This window comes from Nocardia sp. NPDC051900, from assembly GCF_044452545.1.
GTDB lineage: Bacteria > Actinomycetota > Actinomycetes > Mycobacteriales > Mycobacteriaceae > Nocardia > Nocardia sichangensis.
Genome location: NZ_JBITBU010000002.1, coordinates 287,204 through 305,855, shown reverse-complemented (window position 1 = coordinate 305,855; position 18,652 = coordinate 287,204). Strand labels below are relative to the sequence as shown.

17 protein-coding genes are annotated in these 18,652 nt (G+C 69.8%); 10 read left to right on the top strand and 7 right to left on the bottom strand.

Features of this window, described 5'->3' with window-relative positions; translation table 11 throughout:
• Positions 1-66 precede the first annotated feature (66 nt).
• Positions 67-645, top strand: a complete 579-nt coding sequence (locus ACIA5H_RS03955) for a sigma-70 family RNA polymerase sigma factor (protein ID WP_039795737.1) — start codon at positions 67-69, stop codon at positions 643-645.
• Entirely contained in the window at positions 638-1,819 is a 1,182-nt protein-coding gene (locus tag ACIA5H_RS03950) for an anti-sigma-D factor RsdA (RefSeq protein WP_397073757.1), read from the top strand. Before ACIA5H_RS03955 ends, ACIA5H_RS03950 begins: the two co-directional genes overlap by 8 nt.
• 238 nt (positions 1,820-2,057) lie before the next feature.
• Here the strand turns inward: ACIA5H_RS03950 and ACIA5H_RS03945 are convergent, their stop codons facing one another.
• The gene (locus ACIA5H_RS03945) at positions 2,058-2,471 is read right to left on the bottom strand and encodes a DUF5319 domain-containing protein (protein ID WP_039795739.1); all 414 of its coding nucleotides are present in this window, start codon (positions 2,469-2,471) and stop codon (positions 2,058-2,060) included.
• A gap of 224 nt (positions 2,472-2,695) precedes the next feature.
• On the opposite strand from ACIA5H_RS03945, the gene guaB reads away from it, so the two are divergent.
• Together guaB and ACIA5H_RS03935 are read left to right on the top strand one after the other, a co-directional pair.
• A complete protein-coding gene (gene guaB, locus ACIA5H_RS03940) occupies positions 2,696-4,240 on the top strand; it encodes an IMP dehydrogenase (protein ID WP_397073755.1) in 1,545 nt (514 codons plus the stop codon).
• 291 nt (positions 4,241-4,531) lie between these two features.
• Positions 4,532-5,695, top strand: a complete 1,164-nt coding sequence (locus ACIA5H_RS03935; RefSeq protein WP_355081654.1) for a GuaB3 family IMP dehydrogenase-related protein — start codon at positions 4,532-4,534, stop codon at positions 5,693-5,695.
• Between the two features lie 206 nt (positions 5,696-5,901).
• Here the strand turns inward: ACIA5H_RS03935 and ACIA5H_RS03930 are convergent, their stop codons facing one another.
• On the bottom strand, positions 5,902-6,702 hold the full coding sequence (locus ACIA5H_RS03930) for an alpha/beta fold hydrolase (protein WP_379252038.1): 801 nt from the start codon (positions 6,700-6,702) through the stop codon (positions 5,902-5,904).
• Positions 6,703-6,821: 119 nt separating this feature from the next.
• Between ACIA5H_RS03930 and guaA the strand changes: the two genes are divergently transcribed.
• Complete coding sequence (guaA, locus tag ACIA5H_RS03925; protein WP_379252039.1) at positions 6,822-8,396, top strand: glutamine-hydrolyzing GMP synthase; 1,575 nt, start codon at positions 6,822-6,824, stop codon at positions 8,394-8,396.
• A 54-nt stretch (positions 8,397-8,450) separates the two neighbouring features.
• Here guaA and ACIA5H_RS03920 read toward each other — a convergent pair whose 3' ends face one another.
• From ACIA5H_RS03920 to ACIA5H_RS03910, 3 genes are all read right to left on the bottom strand, one after another.
• Positions 8,451-8,585: a hypothetical protein gene (locus ACIA5H_RS03920; RefSeq protein ID WP_397073751.1), complete on the bottom strand. Its 135-nt coding sequence runs from the start codon at positions 8,583-8,585 to the stop codon at positions 8,451-8,453.
• Positions 8,586-8,682: 97 nt separating this feature from the next.
• Positions 8,683-8,901 carry a hypothetical protein gene (locus ACIA5H_RS03915; protein ID WP_355078988.1) on the bottom strand — a complete coding sequence of 73 codons (219 nt, stop codon included), beginning with the start codon at positions 8,899-8,901 and terminating at the stop codon, positions 8,683-8,685.
• A complete protein-coding gene (locus ACIA5H_RS03910; RefSeq protein WP_397073749.1) occupies positions 8,894-10,600 on the bottom strand; it encodes a PspC domain-containing protein in 1,707 nt (568 codons plus the stop codon). Before ACIA5H_RS03910 ends, ACIA5H_RS03915 begins: the two co-directional genes overlap by 8 nt.
• 223 nt (positions 10,601-10,823) lie before the next feature.
• Between ACIA5H_RS03910 and ACIA5H_RS03905 the strand changes: the two genes are divergently transcribed.
• Together ACIA5H_RS03905 and ACIA5H_RS03900 are read left to right on the top strand one after the other, a co-directional pair.
• Complete coding sequence (locus tag ACIA5H_RS03905) at positions 10,824-12,143, top strand: PspC domain-containing protein (protein WP_397073747.1); 1,320 nt, start codon at positions 10,824-10,826, stop codon at positions 12,141-12,143.
• 96 nt (positions 12,144-12,239) lie between these two features.
• Positions 12,240-12,875, top strand: a complete 636-nt coding sequence (locus ACIA5H_RS03900; RefSeq protein ID WP_397073992.1) for a response regulator — start codon at positions 12,240-12,242, stop codon at positions 12,873-12,875.
• Positions 12,876-12,903: 28 nt separating this feature from the next.
• Here ACIA5H_RS03900 and ACIA5H_RS03895 read toward each other — a convergent pair whose 3' ends face one another.
• Entirely contained in the window at positions 12,904-14,025 is a 1,122-nt protein-coding gene (locus ACIA5H_RS03895) for a serine/threonine-protein kinase (protein ID WP_355078994.1), read from the bottom strand.
• 554 nt (positions 14,026-14,579) lie between these two features.
• Here ACIA5H_RS03895 and ACIA5H_RS03890 point away from each other — a divergent pair.
• Both ACIA5H_RS03890 and ACIA5H_RS03885 read left to right on the top strand, forming a co-directional pair.
• Entirely contained in the window at positions 14,580-15,371 is a 792-nt protein-coding gene (locus tag ACIA5H_RS03890; protein ID WP_397073744.1) for a hypothetical protein, read from the top strand.
• Positions 15,372-15,393: 22 nt separating this feature from the next.
• Positions 15,394-16,980 (top strand): DNA polymerase Y family protein, encoded by a 1,587-nt coding sequence (locus ACIA5H_RS03885; RefSeq protein ID WP_397073743.1) that lies wholly within the window; start codon positions 15,394-15,396, stop codon positions 16,978-16,980.
• Positions 16,981-16,986: 6 nt separating this feature from the next.
• Here ACIA5H_RS03885 and ACIA5H_RS03880 read toward each other — a convergent pair whose 3' ends face one another.
• Positions 16,987-17,685 carry a class I SAM-dependent DNA methyltransferase gene (locus tag ACIA5H_RS03880; protein ID WP_379252044.1) on the bottom strand — a complete coding sequence of 233 codons (699 nt, stop codon included), beginning with the start codon at positions 17,683-17,685 and terminating at the stop codon, positions 16,987-16,989.
• Between the two features lie 196 nt (positions 17,686-17,881).
• On the opposite strand from ACIA5H_RS03880, the gene ACIA5H_RS03875 reads away from it, so the two are divergent.
• A complete protein-coding gene (locus ACIA5H_RS03875) occupies positions 17,882-18,637 on the top strand; it encodes an alpha/beta fold hydrolase (protein ID WP_379252045.1) in 756 nt (251 codons plus the stop codon).
• Positions 18,638-18,652: the final 15 nt, after the last annotated feature.

Genomic DNA, 18,652 nt, shown 5'->3' with positions numbered 1-18,652 from the left:
CCTTCGGTGGAAGCATTGGTCGTCACCTGACCATGCCACTTTGTAACGCCGGGAATATCTCTGACGATGACGCACACGGGCGAAGAGTTGGACCTCGCCGTCGCTGCCGCTGCGCAGGGCGACAGATCCGCTTTAGCTCAGGTACTGGAGATGATCCGCCCGCTGGTGGTGCGCTACTGCCGCGCGCGGATCGGAGCCGCGGAGCGTGGGCAGCTCTCCGCGGACGACGTTGCGCAGGAGGTTTGCCTGGCCGTGATGACAGCCTTGCCCAGGTATCAAGACCAGGGCAGGCCCTTCATGGCCTTTGTTTACGGAATCGCTTCGCACAAGGTCGCCGACGCGCATCGCAACGCCGCCCGTAACAAGGCGGAGGCGATGGCCGAAGTACCAGATGTCATATCCACCGACCAGGGACCGGAACAACGAGCTCTCGAGTCCGAGACGAGCAGGCAGATGAACCGTCTGCTCGCGACGCTTCCCGAGAAGCATCGAGAGATCTTGATCCTGCGCTTGGTCATGGGTTTGTCAGCGGAAGAAACCGCGGTCGCCGTGGGCAGTACGGCGGGCGCGGTACGGGTCGCCCAACACAGGGCACTCGCGAAACTCAAGTCACAAGTGGCGAGGGCAGGTGAAATGTATGGCTAGGGATGGCGAGCGCGGTCGGGGTGACTGGAAGGCGCGGCTTGGATCGCGGAACAGCGGTCCCTACGCCGAGGCGTCCGGTGACACCGGCCCGGTCGACATCGCCGCGGTACGCCGCGACGATGCTCTGATCGATGCCATCGCCAGCGATGGTCCGGTGCACACCGACAGCGCCGAGGAGTATCAGCTCGCGACGTTGCTCGCGGACTGGCGAGCGGAGTTGATCGCGCCTCCGATGCCGGCCGAGCCGGACCTGGACGCGATCGTGGCCGCGGTCAACCAGGAGATCGGCGCGCGGCAGGTTCGCATCGGGGCGCACGGCGGCGGCGGGCGACTGCGGCTACTACGTCCGATCATGGGCACCGCGGCCGCGCTGGCCCTGGTCATCGGCGGCATGACGGCGTTCTCGTACAACGCCGAGCCGGGCGATCCGCTGTGGCGGGTCAAAGAGGTCGTGTTCAGCGAACAGGCCCAGACGACCGTGGTCCAGCGGGCGGGCGACGATCTGAACGAGGCTTCCACGCTGGTCACTCAGAACCCGACGCAGGCCAAGGTGCGCCTGGAGCGGGCCAAGGAGAATGCCGCGCAGGTCAGCGATCCGGACAAGCGCGCCGAGCTGATGACCGAGTGGGAACAGTTGCTCGCGAAGCTGCGCGAGGTCAATCCGGAGTTGGCTGATCAGCTGGGTGCGACGGTGCCCAAGACCACCGACCCGCGTGCCACCCCGGGCAGCGCGACCACGAAGCCCAGCCCGACGCCAGGTAGCGGAACCTCGACGATCGTGCAGCAGCCGGGTGAGCCGACGAACAAGCCTTCGCCCTCGGCCGACGCCACCGCGCCCAATGGTGGTGGAACGTCGAACAGCGGCGGAACGACGAACGGCGGCGGCGCGCCGACCACGGTGCCGCCGGTGACCACACCGCCGCCCGCGACCACCCAGCCGCCGGCCACCGTGGAACCGACGGCTCCGCAGGAGCCGCCGGTCACCGAGGTCAAGCCGCCGCCGGCGGGCGGACCTACGGGAGACACCGGTAATCCGACGGCGCCGCAGCAGCAGCCGCCGACAGCTCCGGCGCCGGGCAACACCAATACCCACAACAGCAACAATCAGCCGCCGCCGACGTTCAGCGTCCCCGGCATCCCCAACCCGGGCTCGTTCGTGCCGCCCGGCCGCTGACAGAAGAAAACGGTCCAGGCAAGAACCGATCGCCAGCCAGGCGGTCGGCTTTTTGTCTTTCCGGGAGAAATCGGTCTAGCCAGCGGCTGACCATAGGGCGGTAACTCTTGGGCGTGTCCGCCCGCGACGGAACCTCGCGGTGCGTCTGCCGAAGTGATCGTGTGCGTCGAAAATCACAGCGGCAAAGGCGGGGTACGCGAGCCTCGAAAGGCCCGCGTGCGGTTCGATCGAGCCCGAATCAGCCGTCGAATCCGTCGAACCCGTCGCCGTGGAAGGCCTCGTTCATCGACGCGTCCGCGTAGCCCCGGCAGTAGTCCCAGGTGACGTACGCTTCCGGCGTCGGGTCGTAGGCGGGCTCGTGCGGGCGGACCGTGCCGTCGACCAGCAACTGAAGCAAATTGGCGCGCAACATGTCCCAGTCGTGGTAGTGGTCCTGCCTACAGTCTTCGCAGCTGACCACGAGTCCGCGGATGCCGCGGTGGGCCAGCAGTGCCTCGTACACCGCGAGGTCGGCGAGATCCTCCTCGACCGCAAGGCGCTCGTGGGGATCCAGCGGTTCGCCGGGCTCGATGGCATCGAGCGCGGCGGACGGGTCGGAGGGGTCTCCGGCGAACGGATCCGGCGGCAAGCCAGGTGGTAGATGGTCACGCACATCCCCACGGTACGCAGAACAGGGTGGTCTGCGCCAGCTATGCGGCCTGCCAGTTTCGGTGGTGGGCTCACTTCGTCGGCGAGTTCACCGGACAGATACGATGGAGCACAGGCTACGGCGGGTCCCGATCGCACCGCCGCCGAACCACGTCCATCCCATCAGCCGTCACGGCGCCGGTGACACCGGCGCCGGTCGCTATCGACGTCCAGGAGGGGTCGATCCGAATGAGTAATCCCGTATCGGGCGAACGAATCGCAGTCCGCCCTCCTACGGGTGGCGACGATCCGAACAAGATCGCCATGCTCGGCCTCACGTTCGACGATGTGCTGCTGCTGCCTGCCGCCTCGGATCTCATCCCCAGTTCTGTGGAAACCTCCAGCGTGCTGAGCAGGGAGATCCGCCTGCGCACGCCGTTGGTCAGCTCGGCCATGGACACGGTCACCGAGGCGCGGATGGCCATCGCGATGGCGCGCGCGGGCGGCATGGGCGTGTTGCACCGCAACCTCTCGACGGCCGACCAGGCCGCCCAGGTGGAGACGGTCAAGCGGTCCGAGGCCGGTATGGTCACCGACCCGGTGACCTGTCGTCCGACCGACACCCTCGCCGAGGTCGACGCGATGTGCGCCAGGTTCCGCATCTCGGGTCTTCCCGTGGTGGACGAGACCGGTGCGCTTGTGGGCATCATCACCAATCGCGACATGCGTTTCGAGGTGGATCAGAACCGCCGCGTCGCCGACGTCATGACCAAAGCCCCCTTGATCACCGCGCAGGAGGGCGTCACCGCGGAAGCCGCGCTCGGACTGCTGCGCAGGCACAAGGTGGAGAAGCTGCCGATCGTCGACGGCAACGGGCGTCTGCGCGGCCTGATCACCGTCAAGGACTTCGTCAAGACCGACCAGTACCCCAACGCCACCAAGGACCGCGACGGCCGCCTGCTGGTCGGCGCCGCGGTCGGTGTCGGCGAGGACGCCTGGTCGCGGGCCATGACACTGGCCGACGCGGGCGTCGACGTGCTCGTGGTGGACACCGCGCACGGTCACCAGGTGCAGGTGCTGCAGATGGTGACCAAGGTCAAGGCCGAGGTCGGCGACCGGATCCAGGTGGTCGGCGGCAACGTGGCCACCCGCCAGGGCGCGGCCGCGCTCGTCGAGGCGGGCGCGGACGCGGTCAAGGTGGGCGTCGGCCCCGGCTCGATCTGCACCACCCGCGTGGTCGCCGGTGTCGGCGCGCCGCAGATCACCGCGATCCTGGAGGCGGTCGCCGTGTGCAAGCCGGCAGGTGTCCCGGTGATCGCCGACGGCGGCATCCAGTTCTCCGGCGACATCGCCAAGGCCATCGCGGCGGGCGCGTCCACGGTGATGCTCGGGTCGCTGCTCGCGGGCACGGCCGAGTCGCCGGGCGAGCTGATCCTGGTCGGCGGTAAGCAGTTCAAGAGCTATCGCGGTATGGGCTCGCTGGGCGCCATGCAGGGCCGCGGCCAGGCGAAGTCGTTCTCCAAGGACCGTTATTTCCAGGACGACGTGCTCGCCGAGGACAAGCTGGTCCCCGAGGGCATCGAGGGCAGAGTGCCGTTCCGCGGCCCGGTCAACCAGGTGATCCACCAGTTGGTCGGCGGTCTGCGCGCGGCCATGGGCTACACCGGCTCGCAGTCGATCGCGCATCTGCAGGAAGCCCAGTTCGTGCAGATCACCGCGGCGGGTCTCAAGGAGAGCCACCCGCACGACATCACGATGACCGTCGAGGCCCCTAACTACACCGGACGGGGTTAGCCCACTAGGTTCATGTACAGGACCAACCGGTCCGTGCATGATGGAGCTTGCCCACCGGCTGTGGCGGTGAGCGACCTGCGGCGAGTTGGCGGTTTTGTGCTGCCCACCTGCCCCCCACAAGTAACCACTGGAGGCGCGAGTCTTACGAGCGCCCGTTCGCGGCCCGGCTCGCGTTCCAGCGGTCGAAGCCATGCGCCGCAGGCTCGAGTCTCGACCGCTGGAACGCGAGCCATAAGGGGCCCGCGAACACGCAGCGCCGCAGGCGCTGCAAATCAGACAAGGAGATTTCGCGTGCGCGACATGGTGGAGATCGGCATGGGCCGGACCGCCCGGCGTACCTACGAGCTGGACGACGTCGACATCGTCCCCTCGCGCCGGACCCGCTCGTCGAAGCAGGTCTCGCTGTCCTGGCAGCTGGACGCCTACCGCTTCGAGATCCCGTTTCTCGCGCACCCCACCGACGCCCTGGTGTCCCCGGAGTTCGCCGTCGAACTCGGCCGCCTCGGCGGGCTCGGCGTGATCAACGGCGAGGGACTGTGGGCGCGGCACGCGGATGTCGGCGCGAAGATCGACCAGTTGCTCGAGCTGGTCGGCAAGGGCGGTTACGAGCGCGCCGTGGCGCTGCTGCAGGAGTTGCACGCCGCGCCGATGCAGCCGGATCTGCTCGCCGCCGCGGTGGCGCAGGTCCGCGCCGCCGGCGTCACCGTGGCGGTGCGGGTGAGCCCGCAGAACGCGCGCACGCTCACCCCGGCGCTGCTGCAGGCGGGCATCGACCTGCTCGTGGTGCACGGCACGATCATCTCCGCCGAACATGTCGGCGACGGTGAGCCGCTGAACCTCAAGACCTTCATCGCCGACCTGGACGTGCCCGTGGTCGCAGGCGGCGTGAGCGATCACCGCACCGCGCTGCACCTGATGCGCACCGGAGCGGCGGGCGTGATCGTCGGCTACGGCTCCTACCCCGGCGCGACCACCACCGGCGAGGTACTCGGCATCGGCGTGCCGATGGCCACCGCGATCGCGGATGCCGCCGCCGCCCGCCGCGATTACCTGGACGAGACCGGCGGTCGCTATGTGCACGTCATCGCGGACGGCGACATCTCCACTTCCGGGCAGCTGGCCAAGGCGATCGCGTGCGGCGCGGACGCGGCCATGCTCGGCGTCCCGCTCGCCGTGGCCGCGGAGGCGCCGGGCCGCGGCTGGTACTGGCCGTCGGCGGCCGCGCACCCGTCGGTGCCGCGCGGGTCGATGCTGCACGTCGACGATCCGTGGGATCTCGGTGGCGAGCCGGTCGGCGACACGGTGCGCCCCAGCCTGGAACGGGTGCTCTTCGGCCCGTCCGACGATCCGTTCGGTTCGCTGAATCTCGTCGGCGGCCTGCGTCGTTCGATGGCCAAGGCCGGCTACTCGGATCTCAAGGAGTTCCAGAAGGTGGGCCTGAGCGTACGCGCTTGAAGGTAGGCCTGAACGTACTGCGGCCCTCCCAGCTACCCGGCGATCATCACCGGAGAAGCGAGTCTTACGAGCGCCGTTCGCGGCCCGGCTCGCGTTCCAGCGGTCGAAGCGCATGCGCCGCAGGCGCGAGTCTCGACCGCTGGAACGCGAGCCATGAAGGGGCCGTGAACACGCGGCGCCGCAGGCGCTGCGAATCGACACAGCGTTCAGCGCACGCGGGTCGGTTTCGTTCGTGCGCGCAGGAACTGCTGGATCGCGTGGTTCACCGGCTCGGGGTGGGTCATCGTCACCGCGAGTCGGGCTTCGGCGATTTCGATGAAGGTGGCGCCGGACAGCCCGCGGGCCAGTTCCTGGGCGCGCTCGCGGTCCATGCCGCTGTGGGTGGGGTGGATCACCAAAGCGGGGCAAGCGATTTCGCGGAGGCGGTCCAGTACCGAATCCCGGCTGAGCAGGCAGCCCGCCGCCACCTCGATGCCGCGGCGGTCGCGCACCAGCCAGCGTTGGGTCCAGATCGAGCGGTACCACTCGTCGTCGCCGATCAGCCAGGAAGCCAGCTGGTGCACGGCTCGTTCGCGGGAGCCGTCGTCGTACCACTCGTCGAGGAATTTCTGCGTCGCGGTGGACTGCTCCGGGGTGGGACCGTGTGCTTCGGTGCTGATCAGGATCAGCGCGGAGACGCGTTCCGGTGCGATCAACGCGGTGCGCAGCGCCGTGAAACCTCCCTGCGCGGTGCCGCCGACGACGGCCCGCTCGGCGCCGAGATGATCCAGGACGGTCAGCGCGTCCCTGGCCGCGGTCCAATAGGTGAAGGGTAGGCCCTCGTCCCTGGTGCGGCCGTGGCCGCGGGCATCCCAGGAGACGATCCGGAATTCCGGTGCGAGAGCGGCCGTTTGGGCGGCGAACATGGTGCGGTCCATGAGGAACTCGTGCGCCAGCAGTACCACCGGGCCGTCCCCGCCGCTGTCCTCGTAGTGGATGTCGGCATCGATCGCGCGGGCGAAGGGCACGAGCAGAAGGATAACCAGCGAGCCGGGCGGCGGGTGACGATTCGGGCGGTCGGCTCGCCTCCCACACGGGCCCGCTGTGCCGATGATTCGCTCGTTTCGCCGCTCACTAAACTGGGCGAGTGGCACAAACCCAGAGACCGGTCCTCGTCGTCGACTTCGGAGCACAGTACGCCCAGCTGATCGCGCGGCGGGTTCGCGAGTCGAGCGTGTACTCGGAGGTGGTTCCGCACACCGCGACGGTGGAGGAGATCGCCGACAAGCAGCCGCTCGCGGTGATCCTGTCCGGCGGTCCGGCCAGCGTGTACGCCGAGGGCGCGCCGCGGCTGGATCCGCGGTTGTTCGATCTGGGGCTGCCGGTCTTCGGCATCTGCTACGGCTTCCAGGCGATGGCCCAGGCGCTGGGTGGAACGGTCGCGCACACCGGCACCCGTGAGTACGGGCGCACCGAACTCAACATCGACGGTGGTTTGCTGCACGGCGGCCTGCCCACCATCCAGCCGGTGTGGATGAGCCACGGCGACGCGGTCACCGACGCGCCGGAGGGCTTCGAGGTCACCGGCACCAGCGCGGGCGCGCCGGTCGCCGCCTTCGAGGACCGCGCGCGCCGGTTGGCCGGTGTGCAGTACCACCCGGAAGTGCTGCATTCGCCGCACGGGCAGCAGGTACTGAGCCGGTTCCTGCACGAACTCGCCGGCATCCCCTCCACCTGGACTCCGGCGAATATCGCCGATTCGCTGGTCGCCTCGGTACGCGAGCAAATCGGTGACAAACACGCGATCTGCGGACTGTCCGGTGGGGTGGACAGCGCCGTCGCCGCCGCCCTGGTGCAGCGCGCCATCGGTGACCGGTTGACGTGTGTGTTCGTCGACCACGGCCTGCTGCGGGCGGGCGAGCGGGAGCAGGTGCAGCAGGATTTCGTCGCCGCGACCGGCGCCAAACTGGTGACCGTCGACGCGGTGGACAAGTTCCTCGGCGAGTTGAAGGGTGTGACCGATCCCGAGGAGAAGCGCAAGATCATCGGGCGGGAGTTCATCCGTTCCTTCGAGGACGCGGTGGGCGAGGCGGTGCTCGAGCACGGTGCGGCCGACGGCGAGACGCCGAAGGTCGAGTTCCTGGTGCAGGGCACGCTCTACCCGGATGTCGTTGAGTCCGGCGGCGGCAGCGGCACCGCGAACATCAAGAGTCATCACAATGTCGGCGGTCTGCCCGACGACCTGGAGTTCGAACTCGTCGAACCGCTGCGGTTGCTGTTCAAGGACGAGGTCCGCGCGGTCGGACGCGAGCTCGGGCTGCCGGAGGAAATCGTCGCACGCCAGCCGTTCCCCGGTCCCGGTCTCGCCATCCGTATCGTCGGTGAAGTCACCGCCGACCGGTTGGAGACGCTGCGCAAGGCCGACGCCATCGCCCGCGAGGAACTGACGGCGGCCGGTCTGGACGCCCAGATCTGGCAGTGCCCGGTCGTGCTGCTCGCGGAGGTCCGCAGCGTCGGCGTGCAGGGCGACGGCCGCACCTACGGACACCCGATCGTGCTGCGCCCGGTCTCCAGCGAGGACGCCATGACCGCCGACTGGACCCGGTTGCCCTACGAGGTGCTGGAACGCATCTCCACCCGCATCACCAACGAGGTGGCGGAGGTCAATCGCGTGGTCTTGGACGTGACCAGCAAGCCGCCGGGCACCATCGAGTGGGAGTGAGCTCCCGGCCACCCAGCGGGCGGTGACTACTCGCCGCCGTCATCGCGTGCGAGATCAGCGGGGGCGGTGGAAAGCGCTGTACAGGATCACCCGGCCCAGAAGTACGCCGTTCGTGACGCCGGGTCTGGGATCGGGCGGTGTGGTCCGGGTGGTGGGTGGCGTCTGATCGGCGGGTTCGTCGCGCTTCATGCGGTGGTTGTCCTGTCGTAGGAATGCGGCCCGGCTACGGCGGCGGTGGCTCGGGGCTGAACGCGAAACGGCCCGTCCAGGTGGACGGGCCGCACGCTCATCGTCGTCTGCGGGGGGAGATCACCAGCACGATGCCGATGACTATGGCGGCGAGCACGACGATCCAACCGATCGAGATCATGCCGGCCGCGGGCCAGGACGCCGGGCCGACGAAAGCCCACACGCTGATCGCGAGGGACAGCAGTCCCGCGATGAGCAGCGAGGCGGCGGGGCCGCGGCGGGAGTCGGTCGTCTCCTTCTTCTCGTTCTCAGCCACGCTGCACCTCCACGTTGCCGACGCGGACGTCGACGTTCAGATCGAGCACCGGCGCGCCGGGAGTACCGGGACCACTGATGCCCTCGGGGCAGAGTGCCTCGGCCATCGTCGCTGTGCACGTGGTGCGGACGGTCATCTCGGCGGGCAGCAGGATGTGGGCTTCGCCCATCCGGACGTCGATGTCCACGGTGCGGTTCTCGGTCAGTTTCAGCGACCGCAGGTCCAGCGTGCCGGTGCCCATGGTCAGCTTGTAGTTCTGGGCCAGATCGGTGACGGATGCGGGCGCCCAGGTGCGGTCGCCCAGTTGATCGGATTCGATCGGACCGATCGCGGAGGCGAGCAGGACGAACCCGGCGAGCGGCGCGGTGAGCACGAGCAAGCCGTAGCCGCGCCGCAAGAACGCGCCGACCACCAGGCCGAGGCCGATCACGGCCAGCGCCGCCGCGGCGATCCGGCCGGGGGTCATCCATTCCGCGCCCGAGGCCGCCGCCGCACCGGCACCCGCCGCCGCGAGGATGGCCAAGCCGATCACCACCGGCGTGAGGCGCGAGCGCGGACGCTTCTGCGGCGGGGCGACGACGGTGCGGGCCGGGGTGGGCTCCGGCAGGTCCCAGGCGAGTGGAGCTACGCCGAGCGGATCCCAGGACGGCGGGGTCGGGCCGCCGATGATCGCGGGGTGAGCGGCCGCGGGGCCACGCGAGCTCGGAGCGCGGCCCGGGGCCGGAACGTCTTTGCCGAGTGAGATCGAAGCGTCGGACGATGACGGTCTCGTGCCTGGTCCGCTTTCGGCTCGATCGTCATGAGTCGAGTCCGATCCGGCCGAATCGGCTCGGTCGGTGTGAGTCGTATCCGATCCGGCTCCGCCGACCGAATCGATCCGGCCGCTGCCGACCGCCGCCGGGCCGTCTTGATCGCCGACCGTGGCGGGCGAATCGGTCTGATCGGTGACCTGAGCGTCGGTTTCTCTCTCGTCGGCGACCGAACTCGTCGCTGATCCGGCGACGGGCACGGCGACGTCGTCCGGTACCACGGTCGCGTCATCGACGGCGGGCTTGTGCAGCGGGACCGTCGCGCCGTCCGCCGCAGGCGCGGACGTCTCCGGGACGTAGGAATCCGGCAGTTTGGTGTACGGCGTGTACACGGCGGTCGGCGGCACGTACAGATCACCGACCGTCCGGGTCGCTCCTTGCGGGAAGACCGCGCCGGGGTAGCCGGTGGCGTTGATTCCGCTCTCCGGGGCGAATCCGCCGAACACTTCGGTGGTCCCGGGCGGCGGGTTGGGGGTGCGCAGGTGCAGCATCCACCAGCCCGCCAGCATCAGGGCGAGGCTGATCAGGCCGGATCCGCCGAGACCGACACCGACCGGTCCCATCGTGCTGACCGCGATGGCCAGCGCCACGATCAACACGATGGTCTTGGTCTGCGACTGCGAGCTGTGGCCTTTGCCGACCAGCGACTCGGCCGCGGATGCCTGGTCGCCTGCCGCGCTCAGCAGTAGCCAGGCCAGCAGGTAGAGCACGATGCCCGCGCCGCCGAAGATCGTCGAGACGACGAACGCGACCCGAACCAGTACCGGATCGATCTCGTAGCGGCGCGCGAACCCCGCCGCGACGCCCGCGACGGGCCCCTGCTGCGGCAATCGGACCGGCCGGGTCTGCCATATCTGCTGGACCTGGTCGCCGAAGCTCGTTTTCGTCATGTTTCCCATGGTGTGCCGATCCGTGGAATCGGCGCATCGGGGGGAACCCTGAAAAACAGCCTGAACACTTGGACCGATCCACCGATGCAGCAAACTTTCAGCTATGCACCGGTTCGACCGGGTCCGGCCGCGTCCGCCCTGGTCGGCGCGGGTGTGGTCGAGCAAGCGAGATCAGGGTGAATCCCGATGCTGGCAGCTTCGTCGCCGTGCCAGTATCGAAGACATGTACCCGTCTGTTCCCGCGTTCGACACCCGGGGGTTCGACCCTGCACGTGGGCTGGGTCCCGCGCCCGCGCCGGTCCCATGGCCGCCGCAGGCGCGGATCTTCCGCCGGTCGGGCGGCCGGGTCGTCGGCGGAGTGGCGGGCGGTCTGGCCGACCATCTCGGCGTCGACGTGTTCAAGGTGCGGATGGCGTTCGTGCTGCTGTCCGCGCTGGCCGGGGCGGGCATCGTCGCGTACGGGCTGCTGTGGATCTTCACGCCCGGCGGGTCGGATCAGGCAAAACCCTCCGGTACGGAGCGGCGGCAGGCGATCGGGCTCGCGATGCTCGGGCTCGGGCTCGCGATCGCCGTGTCCTGGGTGTTCAGCGGGACCGCGGCGAAGGTGATCGCGCCGATCATCGTGGTGGCGGTCGGCGCGGCGCTGGTGTGGCGGGAGTACGACGTCGACGGGCCGCGTTCGCTGCTCGGGCTGCCCGCGCGTCCATCGGTGGTCACCTGGTCGCGCATCGTCGCCGGTGCGACGCTGATCGTGGCCGGTCTGGGTGTGGTGGTGCTGGCCAGGATCAATTTGAGCTCGATCGGTTCGGCGCTGCTGGCGGTGGCGGTCACGCTGATCGGTGCGGGACTGCTGACGGTTCCGCTGTGGCTGCGCATGATGCGCGCGCTGAACGCCGAGCGCGCCGCCCGCATCCGTAACGAGGAACGCGAGGAGATCGCCTCGCACCTGCACGATTCCGTGCTCCAAACGCTCGCGCTCATCCAGCGTCAGGCCGACGACCCGCAGGAAGTGCTGCGGTTGGCCCGCAGCCAGGAGCGGGAACTGCGGAAATGGCTGTTCGAGGATTCCGGGCCCGCGCAGTCGAGCTTGGCCGCGGCCCTGCGGACCATCGCGGGCGAGGTGGAGGACCAGCACGGCGTGAAGGTGGCGCCGGTGACCGTCGGCGACGTATCGATGGACGTCGACGGCTCCGGATCGGGTCTGCCGAAGGAACACTTCACCGCCCTGCTCGGCGCGAGCAGGGAAGCGCTGGTCAACGCCGCGAAGCACGCGGGTGTCCCGGAGATCGATCTGTTCGCCGAGGTCGAGCCGCATCAGGTGAGCATCTTCGTCCGTGACCGCGGCTCCGGCTTCGACCTCGCGTCCGTGCCGGAGGATCGTCGCGGCCTGGCGAAGTCCGTTCGCGGCCGGATCGAGCGCCGCGGCGGCCAGGTGGACATTCTGTCGACGCCGGGTCGCGGCACCGAGGTCCGAATCACCCTGCCGCGGACCGATTCCGGCTGCGCCCCCTTGGACGAAGAGCCCGCTCCGGCCGCCCACTAGGCACGCGTTGCGCACCTGCCAGGACGAGACAGGCGTGTGGGGGACGAGTGTGGTACGGGTTGGGGGTCAAGGGTCGGTTAGGAGAAGTAGGTGACCGTGCGGGTCTTTCTCGTCGATGATCACGCCGTTTTTCGGTCGGGTGTGCGTGCTGAATTGAGCCGGGAGGCGGACATGGAGGTGGTCGGTGAGGCCGGCGGGGTCGCGGAGGCGGTAGCCGGGATCAATGCCGAGCGACCGGACGTCGTCCTGCTCGACGTGCACATGCCCGACGGAGGTGGGGTGGCGGTGCTGGCGGGCATCGAGCCGGGGCCGGTGTGCCTGGCGCTGAGCGTGTCCGACGCGGCCGAGGACGTGATCGCGGTGATCCGGGCCGGGGCCAGAGGGTATGTCACCAAGACGATTTCGGGAGCCGAGCTGGCCGACGGCATCCGCCGGGTGGCGGGCGGCGATGCGGTCTTCAGCCCGCGCCTGGCCGGCTTCGTCCTGGACTCGTTCACCGGGAGGTCCCCGGTACCCGAGCCGCCCTTGGATCCCGAACTCGACTCCCTGACCCCGCGTGAGCTCGAGGTCCTGCGCCTGCTCGCGCGCGGCTACACGTACCGCGAGATCGCCGAAGCACTCTTCATCTCGGTCAAAACCGTGGAGACGCACGCCTCCAACGTCCTGCGCAAGACCCAGCAGTCCAACCGCAACGCCCTGACCCGATGGGCACACCGCCGCCGCATCGACTGACTGCCGTTCGGCTCCGGGTGCCCGGACGTCAGAGGACGGCGACGATGATCCCGATGATGATGACCAGGCCGATCAGCAGGCCGACGGCGATGGCCAGGGGGGCGTTGCCGGGCTGAGAATTCCTGGTGCGCTGCGGGGGCGTGGCCGCGGCCGCTCCCGCGAGGTTGCGGTGCGGGCGGGGGAGCGGCGTGGAGTGCTGGCTGCGGATCCCGGATGCCGAATTGCGCGCGGCCCAGAACGGGATGGTTCCGTCCTCGGTGCGGACGGGCGCGCCCAGAATGTACGGTCCGGTGCCGGGACCGAAAGCGGCGGTGAGGATTTCGTCGCGCGCCTCGGCCATGGTTGGACGGCGCTGCGGCGCGGGCTCCATCATGTGCAGCAGCGCCTGGGTGAGCATGCCGCTGCGGGTCGGCGGGATGATCTGCGCCATGGCGGCGCGGTGCACGATGACGTCGCTGTCCTCGTCGAAGCCGTACGGCGGCTGTCCTTCGATCGCGGTGTAGAGCGTGGCGCCCAGGGAGAACACGTCGCTGGCCTTGGTCGGTTGCGCTCCGCGCGCGACCTCGGGGGGCAGGTAGGAGGGGGTGCCGGTGATCACGCCGTCCGGTTCGTCGAGCAGGTCGCCCGCGCCGCTGGAGATGCCGAAGTCGCTGAGTTTCGCCATGCCCACGCCGGTGCCACGGTCGGCGACGAGGATGTTGCCCGGCTTGATATCCCGGTGCACGATGCCGACCGCGTGCGCGGCGGCCAGCGCGTCGGCGACCTGGGCGCCGATCTGCGCGACCTCGATCGGCGGCAGCGTGTCGACCAGCGCGAGCGCCTTCGCGACACTGCGCGACGGCAGGTGCTCCATCACCAGCCAGGGCTCACCGGCCTCGAGCACCACGTCGTACACGGCGATCGCGTGGTCGTGCGAGAGTTTCGCGGCGACCCGGCCCTCGTGCATGATCTGGTTGCGGACCGCCTCGGCTTCGGCCTCATCGAGCCCGGCCGTGGTGAGCACCTGCTTGATCGCGACGTCCCGGTCGAGCAGGCGGTCGTGCGCCAGCCATACCGCGCCCATGCCGCCGCCACCCAGCTTCGACTGGAGGCGGTAGCGGCCTGCGACGAGATATTGGGGGCCGACAGTAGGACGAGCGCGTTCGGTCACGGGTGCAGGGTAGCGGAAAATGGGGCTAGCTGGCCTGATTCGTGTTCGCGCATAGGCGGACATGAGGCACTGGTATGTGTCACGCCCGCTCTCGGTTCGAATGTGTGCCCCACACCATACCGATGAACCGGTGCCGGGCGTGGTAGCCGGGCGCGCGCCGGATCCGGTCCCGATGCGTCTTGCGGCGGGGCATGGGGAAGCTGCGGCGAGGTTGCCCGGCGGCGGTCGTCGGGCGGAACCGACGGCCAGGCGCCCTCGCCCGCGGAGGGCGCCGCGGGTGCGAAACGAGGGCTGTCGCGGATCGCTCGCACTCCATCTCGTGTCGACACCCGCGTGCTGGACCTGCACCGATTCCACTCGAAGCCGGATCGGACCCGCGTGACCGCGACACGAGGATGCCGAACCCTTGACGGAAACCCGGGGGTCGGTTTCTACTGTGTCGGTATCGAACGTATATTCGATACGAATCGATAGCTGAATCGGTGCTGGCGCTCGAACGGAGGGTCGCTCCGCATGCTTCGCCTCGGGTCCATCGCGGGAAGTAGGTGGTTGAGATGGGTTCGGATGCGATCTCGCAGGGAGGGGGGAATCGGGGCGCGCCGGCGCGACGCGGTGGTGGGCGGGAAGGCGCCCCATCCCTCGCTGAGCTGCGTAGCCGCATGGCTGCGGTGCCGGGTCGCGGTGAATCGGCAGCACAGCGGGCTCCGCTCGGAGACGGGGCGCGCCGAGCGGCATTGCCGGTGCCCACGGCTCTCGCACCGTTGTTGCCGGATGGTGGCTTGGTCAAGGGCTCCGTGGTGGCGTACACGGGAGCGAGTTCGTTGCTGGCCGGTCTGCTCGCCGCGGTGACCGAGGGCGGTGGGCACGCCGCGGTGGTGGGCATGCCCCGGCTCGGTCTGCTCGCCGCGGTGGAGATGGGGGCGCAGCTGCGGCGGCTGGCCGTGATCGCCGATCCCGGCCCCGACCCGGTGGAAGTGGCCGCGGTGCTGCTCGACGGGCTCGATCTGGTCGTACTCGGACTCGGGGGCGCCGCCGTCGCGCCCGCTCGCAGCCGGGTGATCGCCGCCCGCGCCCGCAACAAGGGCGCCACCCTGGTGGTCGCCGACGGTCGCTGGCCCGGCGCGTCCCTCCAGCTCGATGCCCGGATCGCGGGGTATGCCGGTCTCGGCCGCGGGCGCGGACGTTTGCGTTCGCTCGGTTTGACGGTCGAAGTGCGCGGCAAGGCGGGACCGCCACGGCGTGGGCGGCTGGATTTGTGCCCGAATGCGGGGCGCGTGGAATGGGTGCTGCGCGAAAAGGCGGCTCCGCCGGTCGAAGCCGTCGACACACAGGAGGCGGTGTCGTGAGTGCCGCGGCCCGCGGTGCGGCGTGATCCGGCCGGGAGCCAAGCGGGTGCTCGCCCTGTGGTGCCCGGACTGGCCCGCGGTCGCCGCGGCGGCGGTGGCAGGCCTGCCCGCGACGCGGCCGGTGGCGGTGCTGTTCGCCAACCGGGTGGTGGCCTGTTCGGCGATCGCGCGAGCCGAAGGGGTGCGCCGCGGCCTGAAGCGCAGGGAGGCGCAGGCGCGCTGCCCCGAGCTGTTCCTCGCGCAACAGGATCGGGATCGGGACGCGCGACTGTTCGAACCGCTGGTCGCCGCGGTGGCCGCGACGGTGCCCGGTGTGGAGGTGCTGCGCCCCGGGCTGCTCGTGCTCGGCGCGCGCGGCGCGGCGCGGTTCTTCGGGTCCGAGGAGGCGGCGGCCGAGCGCCTGGTCGACGCGGTGGCAGCAGCCGGGGCGGAAGCGCAGATCGGGATCGCCGACGAGCTGTCCACGGCGGTGATCGCCGCCCGCCGCGCCGCGATCGTGCCCGCGGGGGAGGGGGCACGGTTTCTCGCATCGCTACCGGTGGGGGAACTCGCGGTCGAACCGAGCCTGGCCGCCCCGGAACGCGCCGATCTGGTCGATCTGCTGCACCGCTTGGGGCTACGCAGGATCGGCGATTTCGCCGCGCTCTCCGCGGCGGAGGTCGCCTCCCGGTTCGGCACCGACGCCGTGCTCGCGCATCGCTGTGCCAGGGCGGAGCCGGAGCGTCCGCCGTCCGCGCGGCAGCCACCGCCGGATCTGGTGGTGGAGTACCGCTGTGATCCGCCGATCGAGCGGGTCGACGCGGCCGCCTTCGCCGGTCGCCTGCTCGCCACCCGGCTGCACAGCGCGCTCGCGGATGCCGGGCTGGCCTGCACCAGGCTTTCGGTGTACGCGGAAACCGCGGCAGGGGAACACCTTTCGCGAATCTGGCGCTGCGCCGAGCCGCTCACGCCGGAGGGCACGGCGGATCGGGTGCGCTGGCAGCTGGACGGCTGGCTCACCCGGCGCGACGGTGCGCGGCCCACCGCGCCGATCACCGTGCTGCGGCTGGAACCGGTCGAGGTGGTCACGGCGGGCGCGCTGCAGCTCGGCTTGTGGGGCGGGGACGGGGAAGAGGACGAACGTGCCCGCCGCGCGCTCATCCGAGTGCAGGGCCTGCTCGGCGGGGAAGCGGTGCGTGTCGGCGTGCTGAGCGGCGGACGCGGCCCCGCCGAACGAATCACCATGGTCACGCTGGGTGACGAACTCGTCCCCGCCGCCGACCCCGCGCAGCCATGGCCGGGCCGGCTGCCCGAGCCCGCCCCCGCCGTGATCCTGATGAACCGTCCGCTGGTGCGACTGGAAGCCGCCGACGGCGCGCCCGTCAAGCTCACCGACCGCGCCCTGTTCGACGCCGACCCCGCGCTGTTGCGCTGGGGGAGCAAACAGTGGCGGCTCACCGGCTGGGCTGGCCCGTGGCCGGTGGACGAACGCTGGTGGGCCCCCGATGCGGACGACGCGGAATTCACCGCCCGCGCACAGGTCCAACTCGACGACGCCCCCGCCGCCAGCCGGGTGCTGCTGCTGGTCTATCACGACGAAACCTGGCACGCCGAAGGGATTTACGGCTGAGAGGCCTCATTCCGGGCGCGACCACACGGTCGCCAACGTGAACGGATGTCCGCGCAGGGCGGCCCATTTCGGTTTGCGGGCCAACCACGCGTCGTCGACCAGTGCCTCGGCTACCTCGGTGAGGACCCAGCCCGCGGCCAAACCGGCCGACAGGTGCTCGCTGATCAAGTGCAGGTGGGTGCTGATCGCCACCGGTTCGCCGGAAGGGTCGGTGTAGTGCGTCGGCATTCCGGAAACCATGATGAATTGCGGGTGGTAGCTGACCAGTACGCAGCGCGCGCCCGGTGCGGCCAGCCGCCACGCCTCCGCGTAGAACGGCGCCAGCTCCGGTAGGTGCTCATCGATCAGCGACGCGATCACCAGGTCGTAGGCGCCTTCCGGCAGACCGGTGGCTCGCACGTCCGCTCGGGTCAGCGTGGTGTGGGCGCCGCGTTCGGCCGCCAACGCCAGCATCCCCTGGCTCACGTCGACGCCGTCGATGTGCGGTATTCCGCGGTCTCGCAACCAGGTTCCGGTTCGCCCGGTGCCGCAGCCGAGGTCGGCCGCGCGCCGCACCCGGCCGAGGTCCAGCCGCAGTCGCCCGAGCAGAGCGAGATCCATCTCGTCCAGGACGGTCTGTTCGTAGGTGGGGGCCCAACCGTCGTACCCCGTGGCCACGTCGACGGTGCGGTAGTCGCGGCGATCGAAATCGGCGAAGGAGGGCATGCGGCGAGTATTGCTCCGAGTTCGCCCACGCGCCAGGGATTTTTCGCGCCAGTCGAAACACCAATGTGGGCAACGAACTTCGCGATGGCGCGGGTATCGGACCTGGTAAGTGCCGTTCGAACTGCGTTTTCGCCGTTGGGTGATCAGCGCTACACCACGCCGGGGTATGGCATGACTGCCGGTATCCTCCTATGTCGTGGATCTGACGCTGGGCCAGGTGACATTCGGAGACGTGCGGATCGCCTATCGGGATTCGGGGGTGGGCGCGGTCAGCGACATCCCCGTGCTGCTCGTGCACGGCATGGGCGGCGACGGGTACACCTGGGACCGGTTCGCGCGTGTTCTCGTGCGATCCGGACGCCGCGTGATCATCCCCGATCTCCGCGGACACGGCCGTAGCTCACACACCGATTCCTATCTCTTCGACGAGTTCGGCGACGATCTGCTGCGCCTGTGCGACCACCTGGAACTGCCCGTGGTGGATCTGGTCGGGCATTCGCTCGGCGGTTACGCGGTGTCGCGCGTCGCGCAGGAGCGCCCGGAATTGGTGCGCAGGCTGGTCATCGAGGAATGCCCGCTCCCGCTGCGGTCCGGCGCCGAGGAATTGCGCCTGACCCGCCGGCTTCCCACCGCGCCCGAACTGTGGCACGCCACTTCCAGCCTGGTCCGGCACCCGCGCGCGGTGCTCGCTTTCGACCGCTCCATGACGAAGACCGCGCTGGAGCAGTTCCGTAAGCCGAACCCGGAGTGGTGGGACCGACTCTCCGACATCACCGCGCCCACCTTGGTGTTGTGCGGCGGACCGGGCGGCATGGTCGATCCGGAGAAACTCGCCATCCTGCAAGAAAGCATCACCGACTGCACGGTGACCACCTTCACCTGCGGCCACAGCATCCACCGCGACCGCTACCTCGACTTCGCCGCAACCGTCCGCCCATTCCTGGCGGGCTGAACCGCGAGTGGCACA

What these genes read in the sequence shown, in the direction of transcription:
- ACIA5H_RS03955 (WP_039795737.1), top strand. Translation starts at nt 67, where the DNA reads ATGACGCACACGGGCGAAGAGTTGGACCTCGCCGTCGCTGCCGCTGCG.
- ACIA5H_RS03950 (WP_397073757.1), top strand. Translation starts at nt 638, where the DNA reads ATGGCTAGGGATGGCGAGCGCGGTCGGGGTGACTGGAAGGCGCGGCTT.
- guaB (WP_397073755.1), top strand. Translation starts at nt 2,696, where the DNA reads ATGAGTAATCCCGTATCGGGCGAACGAATCGCAGTCCGCCCTCCTACG.
- ACIA5H_RS03920 (WP_397073751.1), bottom strand. Translation starts at nt 8,585, where the DNA reads ATGAAGCGCGACGAACCCGCCGATCAGACGCCACCCACCACCCGGACC.
- ACIA5H_RS03910 (WP_397073749.1), bottom strand. Translation starts at nt 10,600, where the DNA reads ATGACGAAAACGAGCTTCGGCGACCAGGTCCAGCAGATATGGCAGACC.
- ACIA5H_RS03905 (WP_397073747.1), top strand. Translation starts at nt 10,824, where the DNA reads ATGTACCCGTCTGTTCCCGCGTTCGACACCCGGGGGTTCGACCCTGCA.
- ACIA5H_RS03890 (WP_397073744.1), top strand. Translation starts at nt 14,580, where the DNA reads ATGGGTTCGGATGCGATCTCGCAGGGAGGGGGGAATCGGGGCGCGCCG.
- ACIA5H_RS03880 (WP_379252044.1), bottom strand. Translation starts at nt 17,685, where the DNA reads ATGCCCTCCTTCGCCGATTTCGATCGCCGCGACTACCGCACCGTCGAC.